A 23,845-nucleotide genomic window follows, 5' to 3' on the forward strand; every position below is an offset into this window, starting at 1 on the left:
GAATCGCGCGGATGTCAATGGGAAGCGGCCGCACGTTCGTCGTGCAAGCGCGGGCGTCTTCCGCGCCGGACGAAAGTGTCGTGCCGCTTTCCGGATTCGTTGCTTTGGCGTCCCTGTCCGTCTGCTGTCGTTGGAACACGTCGGAACGCACCTGTCCGCCCAGAACAAGCAAGCGGCGAGCCATCGTCCGCCGGGCCCCGTGCGGCAAGGACCGGCGATCAGGCAGCGGGCGCGGCCGGGACGGCGGCCGAGTGTTTTTGATTCACCGGCGAATCAGCTTTTGGCACGGCATGTGCGGTCGGCATCGCGATCCGTTCGCGTTGCGCGGCGAATTGTCTGTTCATCGCACGTGCATCGCCTCGAACGATGCCGCTTCGCGACGCGGTCAGTCGCGAAGCGCCGGCGCACGGACCACGGCCGGAAAGCGTGCGCGCTACCACTGGCGCGCGCGCCGGAAGGCCGTCATGCGGGCACGCCAGCCGCATTCCGGCCACGCGTTACAGATACGCAACATTTCGCGCCTGTCGACTCGGGCAGCGCGAGCGATGCGGCGCGACGGGCAAGTCATTGGTCCATGCCCCGATCCGGATGATCCGCGTCGCGCCTTTCATTGCCCAGACAAAATTCGCATATCGAATCGATTCAATGCGCTTCGAAAGACGGGTACCGTTCGAGCGGCAGTCGACGCTCGAGCCACGCCGCCATTCTTCGAATGACGCGACCGGACCGCTCGCGCGCACGGTCGACCGTTTATCTGCACCGTGGCCGTCCACCGATGTGACCTTCGTAGCAGTTGTGAAACGTTCCGTAGCGAACCGCGAGTGCCGCGCGAATTGGAACCGGACGCAGGGGCCGCTGGTTTGAATATTGCTGTATGGAAAGCGGGATCACCTTACCGGCGCGTCGGCGCGCGGCAACGCGAATCGTGTGACGGAAGGACGTGGCGATCGACACAGTGAGGAACGCTCATGACGTGATTGACGAGGTGCAAGGGTGCCTCCGTAGTCCGACGATTGCGTGGCGGAGACCGCGCGGACAAGAACGGTGCGCTCGCCCCGCCACATCGCTGAATGTCGCGCGGCCGATGCCGGCCGGCGTGGCCGCACGCGGGGACGGGACGGGTCGCCTGCAACCAAGCTTGGCGCCAGATGCCGGGGCTTCCAGCGCGAAGATGCTCAACGAGGAAAACGATGAAGAAGATCTTGCTTGTATTCGGGACCCGGCCGGAAGCCATCAAGATGGCGCCGCTCGTCCGCGCGCTGAAGTCGCGCAAGGATGTCGACGCCCGTGTGTGCGTTACCGCCCAGCATCGGGAAATGCTGGATCAGGTCCTCACCTTGTTCGACATCAAGCCAGACTACGATCTCAACCTGATGCGCCAGAGCCAGACGCTGACCGACGTCACGACCGGCATTCTTCAGGCGATCGGGATCGTCTTCGACGACTTTCGCCCCGACGTCGTCCTGGTGCACGGCGACACGACGACGACGCTGGCCGTCAGTCTCGCGGCGTTCTACCGCTATCTGCCGGTCGGACACGTCGAAGCGGGACTGCGCAGCGGCGACATCTGGTCGCCGTGGCCGGAGGAATTGAATCGCCGCGTAACCGATGCGGTGTCGTCATGGCATTTCGCGCCGACCGGTCAGGCACGCGACAACCTGTTCAGCGAAGGCGTGCCGGTCGGCGCGGTCGTGATGACGGGCAACACCGTGATCGATGCGCTGCACGACGTCAAACGCATGCTCGACCACGATTCCGTGCTCAATGACAAGGTCGCCGCGCACTTTCCTTTTCTCGATCCGTCCCGTCGCGTCGTGCTGATCACCGGCCATCGCCGCGAGAGCTTCGGGGAGCCATTCCGGCATTTCTGCGAGGCACTCTGCACGCTCGCGAACCGCTATCGCGATGCGCAGTTCGTCTATCCGCTGCACCTGAATCCGCACGTGCGCGAGCCGGCGCGTGCGCTGCTCGGCAGCGTGCCGAATATTTACCTGATCGAGCCGCAGGAATACCTTTCGTTCGTATTCCTGATGTCTCGCTCGTACTTCATCATCACCGATTCAGGCGGCATCCAGGAGGAAGGGCCTGCGCTCGGCAAGCCGGTGCTCGTCACGCGCGAGACGACCGAGCGGCCCGAAGCGATCCAGGCCGGTACCGCGCGGCTCGTCGGCACGGACCAGGACCGAATCGTCTGGGAGGCGTCGCGGCTGTTCGACAGCGAAAGCGCGTACGAGGAAATGGCGCGCGCGAGCAATCCGTATGGCGACGGCCATGCGAGCGAGCGGATCGTTCACGCGCTGATGCATTCGCCGGGCGCGACTGCGAAGGCGACGAGCTTTTCGCTGGGGGCCGCCGAGATGCCGTTCAACGCGCTCACGCTGGGGTTGCAGGCGTTGCGGTCGCCTTGAATCCGGTCATCGGACGATATGCCGACGGGCGACGACGCGCGATGTCGCCGTCCGTCGTTGGTCGGATGCGAACCGCTGTCCCTCGCCATCGAATCGCGCCGTGCGAGCGCCGACCGCTACCGGACCACGGCATCGGCCATCGATTGCGCCAGTGCGACGAGCCGCGGGTAGATCCGCTGTGACACCACCTGCCTGGCGAAACACGCCTGCCGCGCGTCCTCGGGCACGCGCCCCACGCTGCACGCCACGATCGGGCGCAGCGTCACGCTCTTCCACTGGATATAAACCCGTTCGCCCTGCCGGACCGACACGGCCAGCGTGTTCGGCCCGTCCGGCACGCCGTCCTGGCTTTCACCCAGCAGCCATGCCTTCACCACGCCGTCGGCCGGCTGCCGCTTGACGGGCAACTCGGCGAAGCGAAACGCAGCGGCGTCGTCGCTGAATACGTCCGTGTAAAGCGTTTCATTGTCGAGAATCGCGGCCACGTCGTCCGTCGGCTTGATGCCCGCATCCGCCGTGCTCGCCCATGCCTTCAGCAACGGAACCATCGTCACGACGAGATTCGTCTTGCCGTCGGCCGACTTGAAGGCCAGCCCGTCCGGCCCCGGCCGCACCCCGTCGACGGGGCCGACGCTCTGCACCGTGCCCGCCGCCTTCGCGGCAAACCCTTTCGCCCGCACCGTGCCGATGAGCCGGGCGAGCCGTGCATTCACGTCGGCCGTGTACTGTCGGTCGACACTCGGCCGATCTTCCGTTCGCGCCGCCGCCACGGCCGCCGCGGCGTTCTTCCGATAAGCAAGATACGAATCCGCCGGTGATGCGATCACCTTCGCCCCGACTGCGGCGAGCACCGCCGCGACCACCACCGCCCCTACCCCGACCTTCAGTCTTGAAATGCGCTTCATTTTTATGACGTACCGAATCCCGCGCCGACAGCGAAAACGTCTGCCGTGATCCCGCGGCCGACGTCCCTGAGAAGCGCACCATTCTAACGTCGTGCGCGCTTCATTCATCAACCTTGAATGCCGATACCAGCCGCGTCAGTTCCGCCGCCTGCTGCTTCAGGCTTTCCGCTGCCGCCGCGCTTTCCTCCACCAGCGCCGCATTCTGCTGCGTCATCTGATCGAGCGACTGCACCGCGTCGCCGATCTGGTCGATGCCGGCGCTCTGTTCAAGGCTCGCCTCGGCGATCTCGCTCATCATCGCGCTGACGCCCTGCACCTGCGATACGACGTCGCTCATCACCTTCCCGGCCTCGCTGACGAGCCGCGACCCGGCGTTCACCGTCCCCGCGCTGTGCTCGATCAGCGCCTTGATCTCCTTCGCCGCCTGCGCGCTGCGCTGCGCGAGGTTGCGCACCTCCGACGCAACGACCGCGAACCCGCGTCCCTGCTCGCCGGCGCGTGCGGCCTCGACCGCCGCATTCAGCGCGAGGATGTTCGTCTGGAACGAGATGCTGTCGATCATCACGATGATCTCGGAGATCCGCTGCGACGCATCGCTGATCTGCTCCATCGTCGTCACGACTTCACTCACGACGTGCCCGCCGCGCGTCGCCGTATCGGACGCGCCGGTGATCAGCTTCGCGGCCGTCGTCGCGGTTTCGGTGTTGTTGCGCACGACCGCCGTGATTTCCTCCATCGACGAAGCCGTCCGCTCGAGGTTGCTCGACTGCCCTTCGGTCCGCTCGCTGAGGTCCGCATTGCCCGACGCGATCTGCGCGGATCCGGTCGCGATCGACGCGGACGCAGCGCGAATGCGGTGGACGAGCGTCGACAACGACGACACGAAGCGGTTGAACGCGTCCGACAGCTGGCCGATCTCGTCCTCGCTCTCGACCGTCATCCGGCGCGTCAGGTCGCCCTGGCCGCTCGCGATCTCCGACAGCAGCGTCGCCGCGCGGCGGATCGGCGCGGCGATCGCGCGTCCGACCAGCCAGATCACGATCAGCGCGACAGCGAGGCCCGCGACCGCAGCGACCAGCGCCGCGCTGCGAATCGCACGCGTCACCGGGCCGAGCAGTTCAGCCTGCGGCACTTCGACGACCACATACGCATTCAGCTCCGGAATGAACGACGTCGCGATGAAGCGCGCACCGCCGTCGCCGTCGTAGCTCAGGTACGCATACGGCTTGCCGGCCAGCAGCGTCGACGACGCATCACCGGGCAGCCCCGGTTCGTCCTTCAGGAAGTGCTTGCCGTCGATCAGCGACGTATCGCGATGCATCATGATCGCGCCGTCGGGCCGCACGAGGAACGCGAACCCGGTATCGCCGATCCGGTACGCGGCGATCCCCTTCGCGAGCGCATCGACGGACAGGCTCATGCCGGTCGCGCCGACCGGCGTGCCGTCGAGTTCCACGCGGCTGTTGATGAACATCATGTAGCCGCCGGCCGTGACCTCGCGATCCATGTTCACTTCGTAGGTCTTGCCCGACGCGAGGAAGGTCGCGAGCCACCGATCGTTGTCGGTGACCTTCCGCTGCAGGCCGGCCTCGTTGTAGTAGTTGCCACTCTTCATCGACACCCACTGCACGGACGCCGCCTTCTGCTCGTCCTTCACGTTCCTCGCCAGCTCGGTCCAGCTGCGCGTGCCGGCGTCGGGCCCGCCGTCGGCTTCCCATTGCAGCAGGAACGCATCGCGCGCGAGGACGCGCGACGCGGCGATCGGCCCGGCCATCTGCCGCTGCACGTCGGCGCGGATGCCGCTCACGGCCGTCGGCAGCTCTTCGTGGACGACGCGATCGCGCACGGCGTTGCCGATCAGGCGGACACTCAACCCGCTCGAGATCGCGACGAACACGAGCAGGCAGCTCGTCATGCTGAGAACCAGCTTGTTCTGAATGGACAGCGTGCGCCAGAAATGCATGGGGAACCCTCGATAACCGCTCGGTCTGAGCCAGCTTGGGTTATCGGCAGGCGCGCGCGGAATCGCATCGCCGGGTTCACATGTTCGTCATGCGGGATCCGATATGTCGTTGACGGATGACCGTCGCGCGCCTGTCGAGGCTCGCACGCTCAATACGCGACGAAGATCGTCACGCGCCGGTTGCGCGCCCGCGCGGCCGCATCGTCGCCCGCGACGAGCGGCTGCGTATCGGCCCGCCCGATCGCGGCGAGCCGGTGAGGTGCGACGCCGCGATCGGCCAGATAGCGCACCACGCTGCCCGCCCGCGCGGACGACAGCTCCCAGTTCGATTCGTATTTCGCATTCGCGATCGGCACGCTGTCGGTGTGCCCTTCGACGAGAATGTCGCCGGTCGCATGCTCGCTCAGCGCCCGCGCGATCTGGCTCAGCACCGGCGTCGCATCGGCCAGCAAACGTGCATCGCCGACGTTGAACAGGACCTTCGCGTCGATGCCGATCTCGATGCCGTGCGGCGCGCGCACAAGCGAGATGCGCCCGTTCGACTTCAGCGCGTCGAGCGATGCCAGCCATGCGGGGGCACGCTCGGGCATCGCTGCGCCCGGCGCGCTCGCGGTCCCGTTGTCGTGCCGCGCGAGCGTCTGATAGCGCGCGTCGAGCGCGTTGTATTTCGCGAGCTGCAGCACGTACAGCGCGAGAAACAGAACCATCAGGGTCGTGATGAGATCCGCGTAGGAAATCAGCCAGCGTCCGGACTGCGTGCCTTCGGCTTCGTCGTCGCGATCGGCGGCGGCCGAGCCCGCCCGCGCGCCGTCAGTTCGAGCGGTCATGTCGAAGCTCCCGGTGCGTCATGCGAGAGACTCAGCCGCGCGGCCGCGCACGTCGCCGGTCAGCCGCGTCTCGATCGTATGCGGCGATTCCTTGCGCGAGATCGCGAGCAGGCCGTCGAGATAGAGCTTGCGGAAACGCAATTCGCTGTCGATCTGCGCGCGCAGCTTGCCGTAGAGCGGCAGAAACACGAGGTTCGCAAACGCGAGGCCGTAGAGCGTCGCGATGAACGCGACCGCGATGCCCGGCCCGAGCTGCGCCGGTTCGAGAATGTGGCTCGTCACCTGAACCAGCCCGAGCACCGAGCCGAGAATGCCGAATGTCGGCGCATAGCCGCCGGCCTGCTGCCACACGCGCGCGGCCGCGAGCCGGCTGCGCTCGTATGCGTCGAGCTCGCGGTGCAGCGCGTCCTCGAGCACGGCGGTCGACACGCCGTTCGCGAGCAGTTCGAGCCCGCGCCGCGCGAACGGATGGATGCCGCTCACGTCCATCGATTCGAAGGCGAGCAACCCGTCGAGCTTCGCGCGATCGCCCCACTCCAGCAGGTCGGTCAGGTGCTTGCGGTCGACTTCCTGCGCACGCACGAACGCGAGTCGCAACTGTTTCACCGCATCGAAGAACCGCGCCCACGTGTTCTGGATCATCACCGCGCCGAGCGTACCGCCGAGCACGATCACGAGCGCCTCGAACTGGAACAGCGTCGAAAAATGCCCGCCTTCCAGTGCGAAGCCGAATACGATGGCCGCGCCGCCGAGCAGCACGCCGGCCAGGGTCAACAAGTCCATAGATGTCTCCGTCGGTCGCGCGTCACACGTCGGATGAAGCCAGCGGCATGGGTGCCGCACCTGCCGCCGGCGCCTTGGCCGCGCGCACGGCATCGAGCACGCGCCGTTCGATCTCCTCGATCTCGATCGGGTCGAGCTTCAGCTCACGGCGCATCACCCACGACACCTCGTTGCGCCGCGCTTCCGTCATCACGGAGAACAACTTGTCGGCCACCGCGCGATCGTCGAGGCTCGCGATCAGCTTTGCGAGATCGTAGGTATCGAATGCACTGATCACATCGAACAGCGTACGCTGATCGACCCACACGATATCCTCGAGCGCACGCACGTCGCCGCCGGCGCGCGGGCTGCGCCGCGAGAAATACGCAACGCCTTTCTGCTCGACGTAACCGAGCACTTTCGACTTGCGGAACGCGAACACCTCGTCGGCGATCTCGCCGTGCGACAGCTTGTTGAGCAGCAACTTCCGGTCGACGCCGATCAGCGCCTCGAGATCGGCCAGTTCGATCAGTTCAAGCTCGCTGTTGATCGACAGGTCGAGATCGTGATCGGCGACCTGCTGCGCGCGATCGACCACGCGCGCGGCATCGAACGTGACGACCTGGCGCGCATCCGATGACGCCGAGTAATCGACCGCGCCGCCGGCATGGTCGGCCTGCGCGGCTTCGATCGTGACGAGATTGAGCTTCTCCATGCGGCGCAGCATCGCAAGCACGTGCGGGCGCGAATGCCCGGCGATCGCGCGACAGCGGCGAATCACGTCCGCGAGCGGCACCGATGCCTCGGCCGCTTGCGCCTGCATCGGCCGCCGCGACCACGCGTCGTCCGATCCGCGCGTGTCGGCACCCGCCATCAGCGACAGCACATGCGCATACGACAGCACGCCCGGCATGAAGTCCGCGTGCGTATAGGTCGCGAGCTGGTCGTCCTTGCGCTTCACGCGCCGGATCATCGTGCGCACGACATGACGGAGCAGCGCCGACACGTGCTCGATTTCCTCGTCGAGCAGCGCGGCCGGCACGACCGTGAGCTGACAGAACGACAGCGCCTTCGCCGTATGCGCGCGCGGCTCGGATGAGAGCAGCGCGGATTCGCCGAAGAACTCGCCGCGCCCGAGCGTCGCGACGACGACACGCTTGTCTTCGCAGCGCGTCGACAGCTCGACCTTGCCGTCGGCGATCAGAAAGATGACGGGCTCGCCGGCGAAGCCCTCCGAGTAGATGATCTCGCCGGGCGCGGCCGTACGCGTCCAAGATTGCTGACGATTCAAGTTGGTTCCCCTGCTGCGCTGGTTGTTGCGGACTGCGCGTCGCATGTCACATGCATGCGATCGACAGTCGTCCCCGTGCCCGCTTAACGTCATCCGGACCGGCATCCTTTAGGGAATTCGTGCTTGTTTCCAGCGAAAATCAACGTGAAACGTTTGCGAGCTGCACGGCCGCAGCGGTGATTCGTTTCGATGGACGTGCCTGCGTCCGATTCAGGGAACGAAGGTGCGTCGCGCGTCAGAACTCCATGTCCAGTTCGTCGATGTCTTCCTGCTCTGCTTTTGCGGCATCGATCCACTCCGCGACGAACGGATGCGCGAGGATGCGCATGCAGTATTCGGCGATATCGGGTTCGAGTTTCACGTCGTAGGTCAGGAATCGCGTGACGACCGGCGCGTACATCGCATCGGCGACACCGATCCGCTCGCCGAACAGCCAGGGGCCGCCGTATGCGGCCAGACAATCGCGCCAGATCGTCACGATGCGTTCGATGTCGTGCTGCGCACGCGACCAGATCCGGAAACCGGGAAAATGCGCGCGCAGGTTCATCGGCAGCGCGGAGCGCAGCGCGCTGAAACCGGAATGCATCTCGCCGCAGATCGACCGGCAATGCGCGCGCGCATGCCGGTCGTCGGGCAACAGTTGCGCCTGCGGCCGGATCTCGTTCAGATATTCGGCGATCGCAAGCGTGTCCCACACCCTGCTGCCGTCGTGCGTCAGGCACGGCACGAGGATCGACGGCGACAGCAGCAGCAGTTCCGCGCGCGATGCCGCGTCGATCGGCGCGCTGACGGTCTCGAACACGAGCCCGCTCAACCTTGCGAGCAGCCAGCCGCGCATCGACCACGACGAGTAGTTGCGGCTGCTGATGGTCAACGTCGTCTGTCCGGTAGCTTCCATGTCGCTCTCCTGCTGATTGCCGTTCGTGCCCCTGCACCGAAAGCGCGCCGCGCCACGCGAACCGCACCACGCCAGTGCGGCGCGTTCGCCGAACTGGCGCGCCGCCGCACGGTGTGGCGGCACGGCCGTTACCCCGAACCGCTGCAGTTGCGCGTGGCGTTCGGTCGTCCGGCTGCACGGAGCCACATGGGTCGCCGTGTGAGTCGCCGTGTTCGCGAACCGCGTGCAACGCGCGTGCCAGCCGCATGCTGGCATACGGCTTGCCTCGCTCCATGCAACGTGACGCAACGAGCGACGACCATGAACCTGCTTGCCTACCCGTTCTACCAATGGTCTGCCGAATGCCTGCGTCCGGCGCGCGCATGGGCGGCCGCCACACGCGCGACGATGTCGATGTGGCCGCCCGCCACGTCGACGCCGACGGGCCGCATGGTCGACGCGCTGTGCGAACTGCTCGAATGCTGCGCGTTCTCGCACCGGCGCCCGCCGTTCGGCATCGCGTCGGTGGTCGTCGACGGCGAATCGGTGCCGATCGTCGAGGAAGCCGCGGCGGCCACGCCGTTCGGCACGCTGCTGCATTTCCGCAAGGCGCGGCCGGTTGCGCGCCAGCCGCGCGTGCTGATCGTCGCGCCGATGTCCGGGCATTTCGCGACGCTGCTGCGCGGCACCGTCGGCACGATGCTGGCCGATCACGACGTGTACATCACCGACTGGCACAACCCGCGAGACATCCCGCTTTCGGCCGGGCGTTTCGGCTTCGACGAATACGTCGGGCACGTGATCGATTTCATTCACCAGATCGGCCCGGACGCGCACGTGCTCGCGATCTGCCAGCCGACCGTCGCCGCGCTGTCGGCCGTCGCGCTGATGGCCGCCGGCGGAGATCCGACCCAACCCGCGAGCCTGACGCTGATGGCGGGGCCGATCGACTGCCGCGTGAATCCGACGAAAGTCAATGCGCTCGCCACGAGCCGGCCGATCGAATGGTTCGCGCGCAACCTGATCAGTGTCGTGCCGCCGGGCTTCGTCGGCGCGCAGCGTTGCGTGTATCCGGGCTTCGTGCAGGTCGGCGCGTTCATGTCGATGAATCCCGATCGCCATGCCGCTTCGTTTGCCGACCTCTACTACGAGCGTGCGAAAGGCGACTTGGCGAAAGCCGACACGCTGCGCCACTTCTACGACGAATACTTCGCGACGGCCGATCTCACCGCGGAGTTCTATCTGGAAACGGTCGAGAAAGTATTCCAGCAATACGCGCTCGCGCGCGGCGAGCTGATGGTCGGCGACCGGCTGGTGGAACCGGCGGCGATCCACCGCACCGCGCTGCTGACGATCGAGGGCGAGAAGGACGACATCTGCGCCGTGGGCCAGACGGTGGCCGCGCAGGAGCTGTGTTCCGGATTGCCGCCTTACCTGAAAACGCACCACGTGCAGACGGGCGTGGGTCACTATGGCGTGTTCAACGGCAGCCGTTGGGAAACGCAGATCTATCCGATCGTACGTGCGACGATCCATGACAACGAACCGTACGATCGCAGCGCCGATACGGACGGCGGAGCGAGCGGCGCGCACTACGTGACGCTGCGGTCATTGCTCGACGCGCGCGCGGCCGATCACGATGCGGCGGCGACCGCGACGCAATCCGATCGCGTGCACTGAACGCGCGCGGTACGGCAGCGATGTACGCGGCACATCGGCGCTGCAAACGAATCGCCCCGCACGGATGGCGGGGCGCGATGTCGGTCAGTGCGCGAGCGGCAAGGCTCGCGCACGCCGTCGATATTACGAACAGGCCTTGCCGTGCGATGCGTGGTAACCCTTCGCCTTCGCATCGGCTTCCGACATGTAGCTGCCGTGCTTCGTCTTGCCGTAGTACTTGTCGGTCGAGCAGTGGTAGACCTTCGTGCTGTCGTTGGCCCACACCTTGCCCGCGCCGCCGCCGGGCGCCGCTGCCGCGGTCGTCGCGGGCGCGCTCTTCGCCGGTGCCGCGCCCGATGCGGCGGAAGCGGAAGCCGCGGTCGCGGGGGCTGCGGCCGGTGCGCTGGCCGCGGCTGCCGACGATGCGCCGTACCACGTCTTCACGCCCTTGTGACCGGCGCATGCGCCCTTCTTCGACGCGCCCGAGTAGAACGAACCGTCCTTGCACAGCCCGGTCGTGCCGGCCGGCGCGCTGGCCGGAACCTGTGCGAACGCACCGATCGACATGCCCATGCCCGCGACGAGCGCGGCGATCAACATCGTCTTTTTCATAGTCCTCTCCTGATTTGCCTGAATGGGAAAAACGTCCCGACGCGATGCGGGGAATACCGCGCCACGGGTCAACGGACCCAGCGGCACACGCGGTGATGGTGGTGATCGAAATGGCACACGCGGTGCGAATGGGCTTCGGCCAGCGCCGGCACGAGCGCGGCGCAGGCGACGGCCGTTACGGTCAGGATCTTCGCGATGCGGGTCATGACATTCTCCTGGGTAAGCCAGCCGGCGCTCCGGCTGTTATCCCCTTAACGCCGGCCGACGATGCGCCGTGCACCGCACCCGTGTCGAATTGACCATCTTTGACAGCGTGTAACGAAACGTCACGCGTGACTGACAAACAACCGTCAGTTCTTTCCATTTCATTACATGGCGAATGCTTTGGATATCGAATGACCGAAGCAGGACGACGTGTCCGGACAAGATCAATAAAAAAACCGCCCGAAGGCGGTCTTTCACAGGCACGTGGATGCCTCGCGTGCGAAACAACGGAGGCTACGCGCCCGCGTCGCCCCACGGCGTCGGCGCAGGCACTTCGCATGGCCCGTCGACGTCGATCGACTTGAAATCGGCCGGCCCGACGATCTCCAGATACTCCATGTCGGGCGAATAGTCGAACAGGTAATGCACGATTCCCGGTGCCTGGTGCACGCAGTCGCCGGCGTTCACCAGCGTCTCGCGGTCGCCGTACATGAAGCGCGCCCAGCCCTTCAGCATGATCACGATGTGGAACTCGGCCTCGTGACGGTGCCAGCCGGTGCCCGCCGCCGGTGCATGATTCGCCCTGACGAGTTGCGCGACGACCTTGCCGTTCGTCGCGGCCGCGATGCCAAGATCGCGATACAGGAAGAAGTCGCGCAGGCCTTCGCCTTGATACGCGGTGTCCTGCGGCCTCACGTGGGAAAACGCGGCAGGGGTCGGCGTGCTCATCGCGGTGCTCCTCGATCGAAAGAGTCATCCGGGACAAGCATTTAGCGTTCCAGGCCGCAGCAGCGCCCGCTTACTTGAGCCGCCCCGACAGGAACTGCCCGAGCCGCTCGCTCTTCGGATTGACGAGAATCTCCCGCGGATCGCCCTCTTCCTCGATCTTCCCCTGGTGCAGGAAGATCACGTGGTTCGACACGTTGCGCGCGAAGCCCATCTCGTGCGTAACGACGACCATCGTGCGGCCCTCCTCGGCCAGCTTCTGCATCACCTTCAGCACTTCGCCGACGAGTTCCGGGTCGAGCGCCGACGTGGGTTCGTCGAACAGCATCACCTCCGGTTCCATCGCGAGCGCACGCGCGATCGCGACACGCTGCTGCTGTCCGCCCGACAGGTGCGACGGATACATGCCTTCGACGCGCGGCGCGAGGCCGACCTTCTCCAGATACTTGCGCGCCCGCGCGACGGCCTCTTCCTTGCCGATCCCGAGCACGGCCATCGGCGCCTCGATCACGTTCTCGAGCACCGTCATGTGCGCCCACAGGTTGAAGTGCTGGAACACCATCGACAGCTTCGTGCGCATGCGCTGCAGCTGCTTCTGGTCGACCACGCGCAGCGAGCCGTTGCGGTCGCGCGTGGTCTCGATCGGCTCGCTGCCGATCGTGATCTGCCCCGAGCACGGCTGCTCGAGGAAGTTGATGCAGCGCAGGAACGTGCTCTTGCCGGAGCCGCTCGAGCCGATGATGCTGATCACGTCGCCGGCCTTCGCCTTCATCGACACGCCCTTCAACACCTCGTTGTCGCCGAATTTCTTGTGCAGGTTGTCAACGGTGAGCTTGTACATGCTTGGTCCTTCCTTGCGAATCTTGCGAATGCGTTAATGGCCGCGCGGCGACAGGTACGCGAGCCAGCGCGTCTCGAGCTTGCGGAACGCCCAGATGAGCGCGAACACGACGATGGCGTACAGCACGGCCGCGATGCCATAGGCCTGGAACGACATGTACGTCGCGGAGTTGACATCGCGCGTGACCTTCAGGATGTCGGGCACGGTCGCGGTGAACGCGAGCGTCGTCGCGTGCAGCATCAGGATCACTTCGTTGCTGTAGCTCGGCAGCGAACGGCGCAGCGCGGACGGCAGGATGATGCGCGTATAGAGCTTGAAGCGCGACATCCCGTAGGCCATCCCGGCCTCGATCTCGCCGGCCGACGTCGCCTTGATCGCGCCCGCGAAGATCTCGGTCGCATACGCGCATTCGTTCAACACGAACGCGAGCAGCGTGCAGTTCATCGCGTTGCGGAAGAACGTGTCGAGCAGCACGTGGTTGTGCACGACCTGCAGGCTGTAGATGCCGGTGTAGCACATCAGCAGCTGCACGTAGAGCGGCGTGCCGCGAAACACGTACGTATAGAGCCACACCGGGCCGGAAATCCAGCGGTTCGACGACGCGCGCGCGATCGCGAGCGGCACGGCCAGCGCGAAGCCGAGCGCGATCGACACGACCAGCAGCCACAGCGTGATCGCCAGGCCGCTGAAGCGGTAGCCGTCGGTGTAGAGATAGCTTTGCCAGTACTGGCTGATGAGTTCGATCACAGTGCAAGCCTCCGGACGCCCACGGAATAACGCTTCTCGAGGTGGTGCAGCACGACGTTCGACACCGTCGTGATCGCGAGGTAGATCGCACCTGCCGCGAGCGTGAAGAAGAAGAAGTCGAGCGTGCTCTTGCCGGCGTCCTGCGACGCCTTCACGACATCGGCGAGGCCGATGATCGACACGAGCGCGGTGGCCTTCACGAGCACCTGCCAGTTGTTGCCGATGCCCGGCAGCGCGAAGCGCATCATTTGCGGGAACATGATCCGGTGGAACACGCGCCAGCCGCTCATCCCGTATGCGAAGCCGGCTTCGAGCTGGCCGCGCGGCACCGCGAGGAACGCGCCGCGGAACGTTTCGGTGAAGTACGCGCCGTAGATGAAGCCGAGCGTCACGACGCCGGCCACGAACGGATCGATGTCGATCTGGTCCCAGCCGAGCAGGTCGGTCGCGTCGTTCAGCAGGATCTGGATCCCGTAGAACAGCAGCAGCATCAGCACGAGATCGGGCACCGCACGGATCAGCGTCGTATAGAACGTGCCGACCGACCTGAGCACGCGGTTGGTCGACAGTTTCGCGCCCGCGCCCGCGAGGCCCAGTATGAGCGACGCGGCGAGCGACAGCACCGCGAGCTTCACGGTCTCGACCGTGCCGGCCCACAACAGCGGGCCAAATCCTTGGAAGATCATGTTTGGGATCCAGAACGATGTGGCTGGATTGTCAATAGCCATTACCCGCGCATCAAACGATATCTGCGCATTACCTGATGTCGTCCGCTCATCAAGCCGGACGCGTCATGCGAAGCAAGCGGCACCCGGGAACCGACACGACACGGCGCGCCGCAGCGGATGCGCGCCGCATCGACGGTCAGCCGCCGTAGACGTCGAATGCGAAGTACTTCTTCTCGAGCTTCTTGTACGTGCCGTCCTTGATCATGTCGGCGATCGCGTGGTCGATTTTCGCCTTCAGGTCGGCGTCGTCCTTGCGCAGCCCGATGCCGGCGCCGTTGCCGAGCGTCTTCGGATCGTCGATGTCCTTGCCGGCGAATTCGAAGTTCGCGCCGCGCGGCGTCTTCAGGAAGCCGAGGTCGGCCTGCACCGCGTCCTGCAGCGCGGCGTCGAGGCGGCCGGACATCAGGTCCTGGTACACGCCGTCCTGGTTCTGGTAAGGCACGACCTGCACGCCCTTCGGCGCCCAGTAGGCCTTCGCGTAGGTTTCCTGGATCGTGCCCTGCTCGACGCCGACCGTCTTGCCCTTCAGCGATTCGGCCGTCGGCTGCAGGTTCGCGCCTTTCTTCGCGACCAGGCGCGTCGGTGTGTTGAACAGCTTGTCGGAGAACGCGATCTGCTCGGCGCGCGCCGGCGTCATCGACATCGACGACAGCACGCCGTCGAACTTCTTCGCCTTCAGCGCCGGGATCATCCCGTCGAAGTCGTTCTCGATCCACACGCATTTCGCCTTCAGCCGTGCGCAGATCTCGTTGCCGAGATCGACGTCGAAGCCGACGACCTTGCCGCTTGCGTCCTTCGATTCGAACGGCGGATAGCTGGCGTCGACGCCAAACCGGATCGTCGACCAATCCTTGGCGTGGGCACCGACCGCGAGGCAGGCAAGGGCAATACTGAGCGCGAGTTTCTTCATGGCGTTCCTGTCATAGGCGAACTGGGCACGGGTCCGGTCGGGCGTCGCCGCCGCGAACCGTTCCAACCCGGAAGCCACCCGTCCGGTGACTTCCGAAGTTGTACATACAACTTTGCCTTTTTCAGGTCACCGCCAGCAATCCGTGTTTATCTCTAATTGTCGGCGGATTGTTTCCATGAGCGAATTTCCCTTATATTTCAATTCGCTACAGATTACATGCAGATGAAATCCAGCTTTCTGTGCGGCTTCGGCACGTCGTCGTCGCGTCTGCATTTGTCTATACTTTTCCGCCTGTCGCGCTCGCCGACGCGGTGGCCGCGGTCCGTGCGGCCCCGGCGGGCCCCCGATGGGCGCTCCGGATGCAGGCCGGAATAACCCGAATCCCGGGCCCACAGTCGGGCCCGCACCGCGTCGAACCCGGTACACTCCGCCCGAACACCGCACGAAGGCCGGCCCGCGACGGCACGCGGCCGCCGTCTCTTGAACAGCAATGCAATGACCACACCGATCTATCAGGAAATCAAGGACTTCATCCTCGCGCGCATTCATGCGGGCGAGTGGGCGGAAGGCGACCAGGTGCCGTCGGAGAACGAGCTCGCGCGCGAATTCAACGTCGCGCGGATGACGGTCAACCGCGCGCTGCGCGAGCTGACGGCCGAACAGGTGCTCACGCGCACGCGCGGCTCGGGCACGTATGTCGCGTCGCCGAAATACGAATCGACACTGGTCGCGATCCGCAGCATCTCGGATGAAGTCGCCGCGCGCGGCCATGCGTATCGTGCGCAGGTGCTGGAGGTCGGCGCGGCCGTCGCCGACGCGAAGCTCGCCGACGAGTTGCAGCTCGACACCGGCAGCCCGATCTTCCATTCGCGCGTGCTGCACTTCGAGAACGACACGCCCGTGCAGCTCGAGGAGCGCTGGGTCAACCCGGCCTGCGCACCCGAATACGCGCTGCAGGACTTCACGACGACGACGCCGAACCAGTACCTGACGCGCGTCGCGCCGCTGCAGCGGGTCGAATACCGGATCGAGGCTGCGATGCCCGATGCGGCAACGCGCCGGCACCTGACGACGGACGAACGCGAGCCGTGCCTGCTGCTGCATCGGCGCACGTGGTCGCAAGGGATGGTCGCGTCGGTGGCCAATCTGTGGCATCCGGGCAGTCGCTACCGGTTCACCGGGCATTTCTGACGCGAGGCGGACGCGTTCAGCGCACGCCGGGGCGCCCCCAGCGCTCGATCGCGCCAACCGCCAGCCCCACCCCGTCCTCCCGCGCGATCCGCGCACCGAGTTCGGCGGCACGCGCTTGCGTGTCGGCTCGTGCAGCGAACGCGATCGCGCGTGCAAGCGCCGCGGCGTCCACACGCCGCCCCGCCACCGGCGCATCGGCCACACCGGCGCGTTGCAGCCGGCTCGCCCAGAAGAACTGATCGCCCGCGAACGGCACGACGACCGACGGAATGCCCGCCCGCGCGGCCGAATGCGTGGTACCCGATCCGCCGTGATGGATCGCCATCGATACATGCGGAAACAACCGGTCGTGCGGCGTCTCGCCGATCACGCACACATGCGCCGGCAGCATCGACACATCGATGCCGCTCCAGCCCGGATAAAACAACGCGCGCCGGCCGTCGAGCGCCTGCAACAGCGCGTCGACCATCGCGGCCCGGTCGAACCCGGCCATGCTGCCGAAGCCGATATACACGGGCGGATCGCCCGCGTCGAGAAAGCTCGACAGCGCGGGCGGCGGCGTCCACGCCGGCGCGTCGACGCGCCACTGACCGCATGCCAGCACATGCGACGGCCAGTCGGCCGGATCGGCGAGCAGCGCGGGCGACAAGCCGTACAGCATCGGATGATCGGTCCATACGGCCCGGCGCGGCGGCAGTCCGCACACGCTGGCGCGCGCCGCATTGGTCGCCCGCCTGAACGCGTGCCACAGCAGCGCGTTCACGAACCGGTGGCTCGCGCGATTCAACCAGCGCGGCACCTTGCCGGGTGGCAGAAACGGCGACGCGAACGTCGCGGTCGGCGTGATCGGGATCATCCCCGTACCGATCGCCGGCACGCCGCGATACTCGGCAACCGATAGCCCGACGAACGACGCCAGCCCCGACACCAGGATCGCATCGCAACCGGCCGATGCGGCCGCGACTTCGCGCATCCATGCCGCCGTGTTCGCATTCGCGATCGCCGCGAGCGCCTTCGACGTGTCGTTGAAACCGCCGCGCCCGCGCACCGCTTCGGACAACGCACCATCCGGCGCGATCGCCGAGCGGATGTCGCCGGACAGCGGCTCGCAAGGCACGCCGAGCGCGGCGGCCGAACCGAGCGTCGCGACGTCGGCCAGCAACCGGACCTCATGGCCGGCATCCAGCAGCGCGCGGCCGAGCGCCGCGAGCGGGCGCGTGTCGCCTTCGGTGCCGTAAGTGGCGATGACGAGCTTCATGCGTGGCTCCTCCTGCATGATGCAGGCGAGTGGATTCATAAAAATGCACGTCGTATACTAATGCAATTCGTGCACTTTCAGTCGATACCGAACCATGCCAACGACGACCGACGATCCGGGGCGCCGCGCACGCAAGCGCATCCAGATGCTCGCGCATCTCGCCGACACCGGCGCACGCCTGTTCGATGCGCACGGCTACGACGCAGTGACGATGGAACAGATCGCCGCGCAGGCCGATGTCGCGAAACGTACGCTGTACAACCACTTTCCGACGAAGGAGGCCGTGCTCGCGCACTGGCTCGAAGGCGAACTCGCGCGCGACCTCGCGCACCTGCAGCGCGACGTCGCGCGACGGAAGACCTTCGCGTCGCGGATCGCCTGCGTGCTCGACGCGTCGGCCGCATGGTGCGAACAGCATCCGGTGTATCTGCTCGCATACCTGCGGCATCGGTTCCTGAGCATCGGCGTGGCGCAAGCGGAAAGCGGGGAGAATGGCGGCGGCGACATCGCGCTCGTGTGGCAGCAGCTGATCGCGGCCGGACAGCAGGCGGGCGAACTGAACCCGGCGCTAGCCGCCGACCAGCTCGCCACGTGGTTCCATCACCTGTATCTCGCGGCGATGCTGCGCTGGCTGACCGTGCCGGGGTTGTCGCTGAAGCGGGAATTCCGGTCGGTCGCGAAGCTGTTCGTCGAAGGCGCGCACGCGAAAGCGTGAGCGCCCGCGCAGGCGACGCACGGCCGGGAAGGTGCGTCCGCATCGGACGTGCACCGCGCTCACGCCATTCGCGCGCACGTCGAGCGCACCGCGCGCCGGCCGGCGATCCGGAACGCCATCGGGAACGGCAGGTGCCCGGCACTGCCGGCGACACGCAGCCGGCGGACACACCGCGCACCGCGAGCGGCGACCGTTGAAGGCATCGCGTGATGCGGAGGGATTTTTACAACGATCGCACGGACGGGATGCCAAATTTCCCGCGCAGCAGTATGCTGGTGCCGTACGACCGCGCACGATGCCTCGGGCAATCCCTTAGTCCGCACGTCGTCGCGCCGCCGTCGCGACCGCAATCATGCGTTGCAAGGAGGGCTTCCTGATGGCTACCACGCATCCGCACTTCCACCTCGAACTACGGCACGCCACCGCGCCGACGTATTTCATCAGCTACCTGTTTCCCGCCTTGCTGTTCGTCTACGAACTGCTGCGCGTCGGCCAATGGATCCGCGATCACGGGATGCAATTCGCCGTGTTCAAGCAGATGGGTTACGAGTATCTGCTGATGCTGCTGTTCGTCGGGCTGCAGATCGTCGTCGAGGCGGTCTTCCTGCTCGGTGCCGCGATGCGCCGTGACAATCGCGACTTCGAACACCGGCTGCCGAACGTGGTTCTCGGCATCGGCTGCTCGATCGCGATTCTCGCCGTCGACCTCGCAATCCAGCTGTCGTTCTGAGCACCGGCGGGCCGGGCCCGCCGGTTGCATCGCACGCCCGCGCCCGGGCGTTCAGGCGAGCGCGTCGCGCAGGAACGTCGCCACGGCCGCGAGTACGTCGTCGGTCCGCTCGCGATGCGGCATGTGTCCGCATCCGTCGAGCAGCAGGAACGACGACGGCCCCGCGACGCGCGCGGCGATCCGTTTCGGATGCACGTCCGACCCGTATTCGTCCTGCTCGCCGTGAATCGCGAGCGTCGCGCAATGCACGCGCGGCAGTTCGTCGTCGAGACTCCAGTCGCGAAACGCCGGCGACAACCACGTGTCGACCCACGCACGCAGCACCCATTCGGCCTTGTCGCCGTGATAACGCGCGAGCCGGTCGAGCTGGCCGGGCGCGTCGAACTGCTGCCCCGCCTCGCGAATGCCGTCGCGCGTGCGATCCTCGACGAACGCCTGCGCGGAGACCGTCACCAGTGCGCGGCAACGCGCCGGATACGCCGCCGCGCATCCGACCGCCATGCCGCCGCCGACGCTGTGCCCGAACGCCACGAACGCATCGATACCGAACCGCTCGAGCAGCGCATGGAATCCGTGATCGGCCTCGTCGCGCACGAACGTCATGCCGAGTTGCCCCGGATGACGATCGGACCGCCCGAAGCCCAGCCGGTCGTATGCGATCACGTCGCGCCGGGTGGCGCGCGCGAGTTGCGCGGGGAAGTCGCGCCATAGTTCGACGCAGCCGAGCGAATCGTGCAGCAGCACGATCGGTGCGACCGGCGCAGGTGCGGCCGGCTCAGGTGCGACGGGCGTAGGTGCGGCCGGTGCCCGCGCGGGCACGCCGCGCCAGCGCTTCGCGAAGAGACGCCCTTGCGGCGTCTCGACCCAGGTCTCCTCGGTCACGATTTCAGTCATGTGTGTCGTCGTCTGCATGAAGGCGGCCGCACGCGGGCGGGCCGCATCGAATGCCGACGATGGTGGCCCGGCGACCCGCGCGGCGTCAAGCAAGGCCCCACCGCCCGCACGCTCATTCGGGCTGCGGCGGCAGATACTCCATCTGCGCTTCGTCGTACAGCCGGTAGATCAGCGCCTGCATCGCGCGGATGTCCTCCGATTCGTCGAGCATCCGCATGCTCATGATGATCGGCGACACGAGGTTCGGGTCGTCGAGCGGCTTGTAGCTGATATCGTCGCGCTTCAGGCCGTACACGCTGTGCGGCACGACCGACACGCCCTCGCCCATCGCGACGAGTCCGAGCGCGATCTGCAGTTCGCGCGTCTCGTAGATCTTGCGCGGCTGCAACGCGCGATCGTGAAAGGCGGCGAGCACCTGGTCCGCATAGCTGGGCCGCGGCGCCTTCGGGAAGATGATCAGCGTGTCGTTCACGAGATCGTGCAGCGACAGCACGGGCTTCGCGCCGTCGAGCACGTGACCGACCGGCAGCGCGACGATCATCCGCTCCTCGCGCAGCACGACGCGCCGCACGCTCGGATCCTCGTGACGGATGCGCCCGAACCCGACGTCGATGCGCCCTTCCTTCAGCGCCTTGATCTGGTCCATCGTCGACATCTCGTGCAGGCTCAGCTCGACGGCCGGATACTCGCTGCGAAAGCGCCGGATGATCTTCGGCAGCATCCCGTACAGCGTCGAACCGACGAACCCGACCGACATGCTGCGCTCGATCTTGCCGACCCGCTTCGTCATCGATTCGAGCTCGGTCGTCTGCGCGAGCAGCTGCACCGCATGCGAATAGAAGAACCGCCCCGCGTCGGTCAGCTTCAGCGGCCGCGCGTTGCGCTCGAACAGCGGCACGCCGAGCGCGTCCTCGAGCTGCTGGATCTGCCGGCTGAGCGGCGGCTGCGCGATGTGCAGGCGCTCGGCCGCACGCGTGAAATTCCGCTCCTCGGCAACCGCGACGAAGTAGCGGAGATGTCTCAACTCCATTTTTCGATCCCTCCCGGACCGGCAACGGACGTTCATTCGGCCCCGCGCAGACGCGTGCCGAGCCGGTCGTCCCGTGATCGCCCGATCCCGATGCCATGACGATACCTCAGCCCGCGCCGAAACCGGCGCGAGCAGCGTCGTGCCGCCCTCGCGTCCGGCACCGCGCAAAGCAAAACGGGAAGCCGCCAGGCTTCCCGTTTCTTCATCGACGCCGCGTCGCGGCAGCGTCTCGACCGCGCATCACGCCTCGGTCGCGTACAGCGCATCGCGCTGCGCGTCGCTCAACGAGTCGAGCGGCACGTCCGGCAGCCGATAGCAGATCATCGCGCCGTACAGCTCGGCCAGGCAGTTGCTGCCGGCGTCGAGCGCGTAGCCGTCCTCGCCGTCCGGCGCCGGCGGATACACTTCGCGCCACGCGTTGATCGCGGCTTCGATTCGCACGATGGAAACGGGTCCGGCCTTCCGCTCGGCGGGTGATGCACTCATGGATTCCTCTGGGTTGCGCGCTCCGCGGGCCGTGCCGGCGCGGCGGAACGATGGAAACGCCGGGCGCCGCCGGCCGCCGCGAGAGGCACGCGCCGGATGCCCGATCCGCGCCGCGCTCGTCGCGCCGGCCGGGCCGTGTGGCCCGGTAGGGTCGGGCAATATAACCGGCTTTGACCCCGTGCAGGGGAAAGCGGACAAAAAAAACGGGAAGCGTGCGGCTTCCCGTTTCGTTGCGCCATCGCGCGGCCGCGTGCCGCGCCGGCATCAGCCCGCGGTTTCGCGGTTCTCCACGCGCTGCAGCTGCGCGCCGCGGCTCGCGGCGACCCACGGTGCGATCTCCATGTCCTCGTAACGCACGAAGCGGCTCTTGTTCAGGAGCCGGTAGCCGAGCCACACGACGAGGAACAGCGGAATGCCGACGTAGGTCGCGGCCACACCCGCCCAGTCGATCCGGTTCGCGAGAAACGCCTGATAGTCCTGGCCGAGCGCGATCACGAGACACAGCACGAACGCGAACAGCGGGCCGAACGGGAACCACTTCGACTGGTACGGCAGCTGGTCGACCGCGTAGCCTTGCGTCACGTAGCCCTTGCGGAACCGGTAGTGGCTGATCGCGATGCCGAGCCACGCGATGAAACCCGTCATCCCCGACGTGTTCAGCAGCCACAGGTACACCGTCTTGTCGCCGTACAGCGACGTAAAGAAACACAGCGCGCCGACGGCGGTCGTCGCGTACAGCGCGTTGCGCGGCACGCCGCCCGGCGACAGCTTCGCGAACAGCTTCGGCGCGCGGCCTTCCGTCGCGAGGTTGTAGAGCATCCGCGTCGACGCGTACATGCCCGAGTTGCCGGCCGACAGCACGGCCGTCAGGATCACCGCGTTCATCACGCCGGCCGCGAACGCGAGGCCCGCGTGGCGGAACACGAGCGTAAACGGACTCACGCCGATGTCGGTCACGTCGCTCTTCAGCAGGTTCGGATCGGTATAGGGAATCAGCACGCCGATCACGAAGATCGCCAGCACGTAGAACAGCAGGATGCGCCAGAACACCTGACGCACGGCGCGCGGGATCGTCGTGCGCGGGTTCTCCGATTCGCCGGCCGCGACGCCGATCAGCTCGGTGCCCTGGAACGAGAAGCCCGCGATCATCGCGACGCCCATCAGCGCCGGCAGGCCGCCCGCGAACGGCGCGTCGCCGATCATCAGGTTGCCCCAGCCGTTGCCCGGCGCACCTTTCAGAATGCCGAAGATCATCAGCAGGCCGACGCCGATGAACGCAACCACGGTGACGACCTTGATCAGCGCGAACCAGTATTCGGCTTCTCCGAAGCCGCGCACGGTCAGCGCATTGAGCAGGAACATCACGCCGAGGAACGCGGCACTCCACCAGACGCCCGGCACGTCCGGGAACCAGTAGTGCATCACGAGCTGCGCGGCGACGAGTTCGACCGCGATCGTCACGGCCCAGTTGTACCAGTAGTTCCAGCCGAGCGCGAAGCCGAAGCCTTCGTCGACGTATTTCGCGCCGTAGGTCGCGAACGAGCCCGACACCGGCATGAACGCAGCCATTTCGCCGAGGCTCGTCATCAGGAAGTAGACCATCAGGCCGATCAGCATGTAAGCGACCATCGCGCCGCCAGGGCCGGCCTGCGAGATCGACGCGCCGGACGCGACGAACAGGCCCGTGCCGATCGAGCCGCCGATGGCGATCATCGTCAGATGGCGCGCCTTCAGCGCGCGATGAAGCTTGGGTGGGTTCGCGGACGAACCGGGTTGGTCGGAATTCGGAATTGCGGACATAAACGAGACGAACGTTGAGCGGGCCGGCATCCGGAGCCGGCGCATGCGGGATCGGGGCGCGGCGCGCCGCCTGCTGCGATGCATTCGATGCGGCCCCGATACGCGTTGCGCGCCGGGCGCCTGCGGCGAAGCGCGGATTCTACCTGATTCGCCGCGGGGGCAGCTGAGCGCCGAACGCCCCGCCGCCGCATGCAGACGCAGCAGAATCAACAAGTTGGACACGGCGGGGCGACCAGACGGCGGCACGGCTGCGGGTTGCGCGGTACGGGTCATGCCATTCG

The 23,845-nt window shown here is 66.4% G+C and carries 23 protein-coding genes; 5 read left to right on the forward strand and 18 right to left on the reverse strand.

Annotated features, from left to right (window positions below):
• Positions 1–1,190 precede the first annotated feature (1,190 nt).
• Positions 1,191–2,408, forward strand: a complete 1,218-nt coding sequence (gene wecB, locus ACT2FV_RS07840; protein ID WP_151048341.1) for a non-hydrolyzing UDP-N-acetylglucosamine 2-epimerase — start codon at positions 1,191–1,193, stop codon at positions 2,406–2,408.
• 116 nt (positions 2,409–2,524) lie between these two features.
• Here the strand turns inward: wecB and ACT2FV_RS07845 are convergent, their stop codons facing one another.
• From ACT2FV_RS07845 to ACT2FV_RS07870, 6 genes are all read right to left on the reverse strand, one after another.
• Entirely contained in the window at positions 2,525–3,421 is an 897-nt protein-coding gene (locus tag ACT2FV_RS07845; RefSeq protein ID WP_444503572.1) for a hypothetical protein, read from the reverse strand.
• Positions 3,414–5,276 (reverse strand): methyl-accepting chemotaxis protein, encoded by a 1,863-nt coding sequence (locus ACT2FV_RS07850; RefSeq protein ID WP_444503573.1) that lies wholly within the window; start codon positions 5,274–5,276, stop codon positions 3,414–3,416. The genes ACT2FV_RS07845 and ACT2FV_RS07850 overlap by 8 nt, the downstream gene beginning before the upstream one ends.
• Before the next feature lie 149 nt (positions 5,277–5,425).
• Positions 5,426–6,103 carry an OmpA/MotB family protein gene (locus ACT2FV_RS07855; protein WP_444503574.1) on the reverse strand — a complete coding sequence of 226 codons (678 nt, stop codon included), beginning with the start codon at positions 6,101–6,103 and terminating at the stop codon, positions 5,426–5,428.
• A gap of 18 nt (positions 6,104–6,121) precedes the next feature.
• Positions 6,122–6,886: a flagellar motor protein gene (locus tag ACT2FV_RS07860; RefSeq protein ID WP_059531800.1), complete on the reverse strand. Its 765-nt coding sequence runs from the start codon at positions 6,884–6,886 to the stop codon at positions 6,122–6,124.
• A gap of 22 nt (positions 6,887–6,908) precedes the next feature.
• Entirely contained in the window at positions 6,909–8,156 is a 1,248-nt protein-coding gene (locus ACT2FV_RS07865) for a Crp/Fnr family transcriptional regulator (protein ID WP_444503575.1), read from the reverse strand.
• 235 nt (positions 8,157–8,391) lie between these two features.
• Positions 8,392–9,054 carry a glutathione S-transferase family protein gene (locus ACT2FV_RS07870; protein WP_124620993.1) on the reverse strand — a complete coding sequence of 221 codons (663 nt, stop codon included), beginning with the start codon at positions 9,052–9,054 and terminating at the stop codon, positions 8,392–8,394.
• Between the two features lie 300 nt (positions 9,055–9,354).
• Between ACT2FV_RS07870 and ACT2FV_RS07875 the strand changes: the two genes are divergently transcribed.
• Positions 9,355–10,713: a polyhydroxyalkanoate depolymerase gene (locus ACT2FV_RS07875; RefSeq protein WP_444503576.1), complete on the forward strand. Its 1,359-nt coding sequence runs from the start codon at positions 9,355–9,357 to the stop codon at positions 10,711–10,713.
• A 123-nt stretch (positions 10,714–10,836) separates the two neighbouring features.
• On the opposite strand, the gene ACT2FV_RS07880 is transcribed toward ACT2FV_RS07875, so the two are convergent.
• The 7 genes from ACT2FV_RS07880 to ACT2FV_RS07910 form a co-directional block, all read right to left on the reverse strand.
• Positions 10,837–11,304, reverse strand: a complete 468-nt coding sequence (locus tag ACT2FV_RS07880) for a DUF3761 domain-containing protein (protein WP_059503738.1) — start codon at positions 11,302–11,304, stop codon at positions 10,837–10,839.
• A 68-nt stretch (positions 11,305–11,372) separates the two neighbouring features.
• Positions 11,373–11,510 carry an HHHH-motif protein gene (locus tag ACT2FV_RS07885; RefSeq protein WP_167359252.1) on the reverse strand — a complete coding sequence of 46 codons (138 nt, stop codon included), beginning with the start codon at positions 11,508–11,510 and terminating at the stop codon, positions 11,373–11,375.
• A gap of 292 nt (positions 11,511–11,802) precedes the next feature.
• The gene (locus ACT2FV_RS07890; RefSeq protein ID WP_444503577.1) at positions 11,803–12,237 is read right to left on the reverse strand and encodes a cupin domain-containing protein; all 435 of its coding nucleotides are present in this window, start codon (positions 12,235–12,237) and stop codon (positions 11,803–11,805) included.
• Between the two features lie 70 nt (positions 12,238–12,307).
• Entirely contained in the window at positions 12,308–13,075 is a 768-nt protein-coding gene (locus tag ACT2FV_RS07895) for an ABC transporter ATP-binding protein (RefSeq protein WP_151051647.1), read from the reverse strand.
• 33 nt (positions 13,076–13,108) lie between these two features.
• Positions 13,109–13,822, reverse strand: a complete 714-nt coding sequence (locus tag ACT2FV_RS07900; RefSeq protein WP_059601450.1) for an ABC transporter permease — start codon at positions 13,820–13,822, stop codon at positions 13,109–13,111.
• Positions 13,819–14,508, reverse strand: a complete 690-nt coding sequence (locus ACT2FV_RS07905; protein WP_059601448.1) for an ABC transporter permease — start codon at positions 14,506–14,508, stop codon at positions 13,819–13,821. Before ACT2FV_RS07905 ends, ACT2FV_RS07900 begins: the two co-directional genes overlap by 4 nt.
• A gap of 178 nt (positions 14,509–14,686) precedes the next feature.
• Positions 14,687–15,460: an ABC transporter substrate-binding protein gene (locus ACT2FV_RS07910; RefSeq protein ID WP_151051645.1), complete on the reverse strand. Its 774-nt coding sequence runs from the start codon at positions 15,458–15,460 to the stop codon at positions 14,687–14,689.
• 495 nt (positions 15,461–15,955) lie between these two features.
• Here ACT2FV_RS07910 and hutC point away from each other — a divergent pair, with 495 nt between their 5' ends.
• Positions 15,956–16,651: a histidine utilization repressor gene (gene hutC / locus ACT2FV_RS07915; protein ID WP_059466626.1), complete on the forward strand. Its 696-nt coding sequence runs from the start codon at positions 15,956–15,958 to the stop codon at positions 16,649–16,651.
• 16 nt (positions 16,652–16,667) lie between these two features.
• Here hutC and ACT2FV_RS07920 read toward each other — a convergent pair whose 3' ends face one another.
• Complete coding sequence (locus tag ACT2FV_RS07920) at positions 16,668–17,909, reverse strand: glycosyltransferase (protein WP_151051643.1); 1,242 nt, start codon at positions 17,907–17,909, stop codon at positions 16,668–16,670.
• Between the two features lie 94 nt (positions 17,910–18,003).
• On the opposite strand from ACT2FV_RS07920, the gene ACT2FV_RS07925 reads away from it, so the two are divergent.
• Both ACT2FV_RS07925 and ACT2FV_RS07930 read left to right on the forward strand, forming a co-directional pair.
• On the forward strand, positions 18,004–18,624 hold the full coding sequence (locus tag ACT2FV_RS07925) for a TetR/AcrR family transcriptional regulator (protein WP_151051641.1): 621 nt from the start codon (positions 18,004–18,006) through the stop codon (positions 18,622–18,624).
• Between the two features lie 376 nt (positions 18,625–19,000).
• Entirely contained in the window at positions 19,001–19,354 is a 354-nt protein-coding gene (locus ACT2FV_RS07930; protein ID WP_059601439.1) for a hypothetical protein, read from the forward strand.
• Between the two features lie 51 nt (positions 19,355–19,405).
• Here the strand turns inward: ACT2FV_RS07930 and ACT2FV_RS07935 are convergent, their stop codons facing one another.
• From ACT2FV_RS07935 to ACT2FV_RS07950, 4 genes are all read right to left on the reverse strand, one after another.
• Positions 19,406–20,248: an alpha/beta fold hydrolase gene (locus tag ACT2FV_RS07935; RefSeq protein ID WP_151051639.1), complete on the reverse strand. Its 843-nt coding sequence runs from the start codon at positions 20,246–20,248 to the stop codon at positions 19,406–19,408.
• Positions 20,249–20,360: 112 nt separating this feature from the next.
• Complete coding sequence (locus tag ACT2FV_RS07940) at positions 20,361–21,278, reverse strand: LysR family transcriptional regulator (RefSeq protein WP_444503578.1); 918 nt, start codon at positions 21,276–21,278, stop codon at positions 20,361–20,363.
• Positions 21,279–21,518: 240 nt separating this feature from the next.
• Complete coding sequence (locus ACT2FV_RS07945; RefSeq protein WP_006761486.1) at positions 21,519–21,764, reverse strand: DUF3717 domain-containing protein; 246 nt, start codon at positions 21,762–21,764, stop codon at positions 21,519–21,521.
• 264 nt (positions 21,765–22,028) lie between these two features.
• Entirely contained in the window at positions 22,029–23,564 is a 1,536-nt protein-coding gene (locus tag ACT2FV_RS07950; protein ID WP_151052481.1) for an amino acid permease, read from the reverse strand.
• Positions 23,565–23,845 lie beyond the last annotated feature (281 nt).

Origin of the sequence: Burkholderia sp. PR2 (genome assembly GCF_052372875.1) — a bacterium.
Lineage (GTDB): Bacteria > Pseudomonadota > Gammaproteobacteria > Burkholderiales > Burkholderiaceae > Burkholderia > Burkholderia diffusa.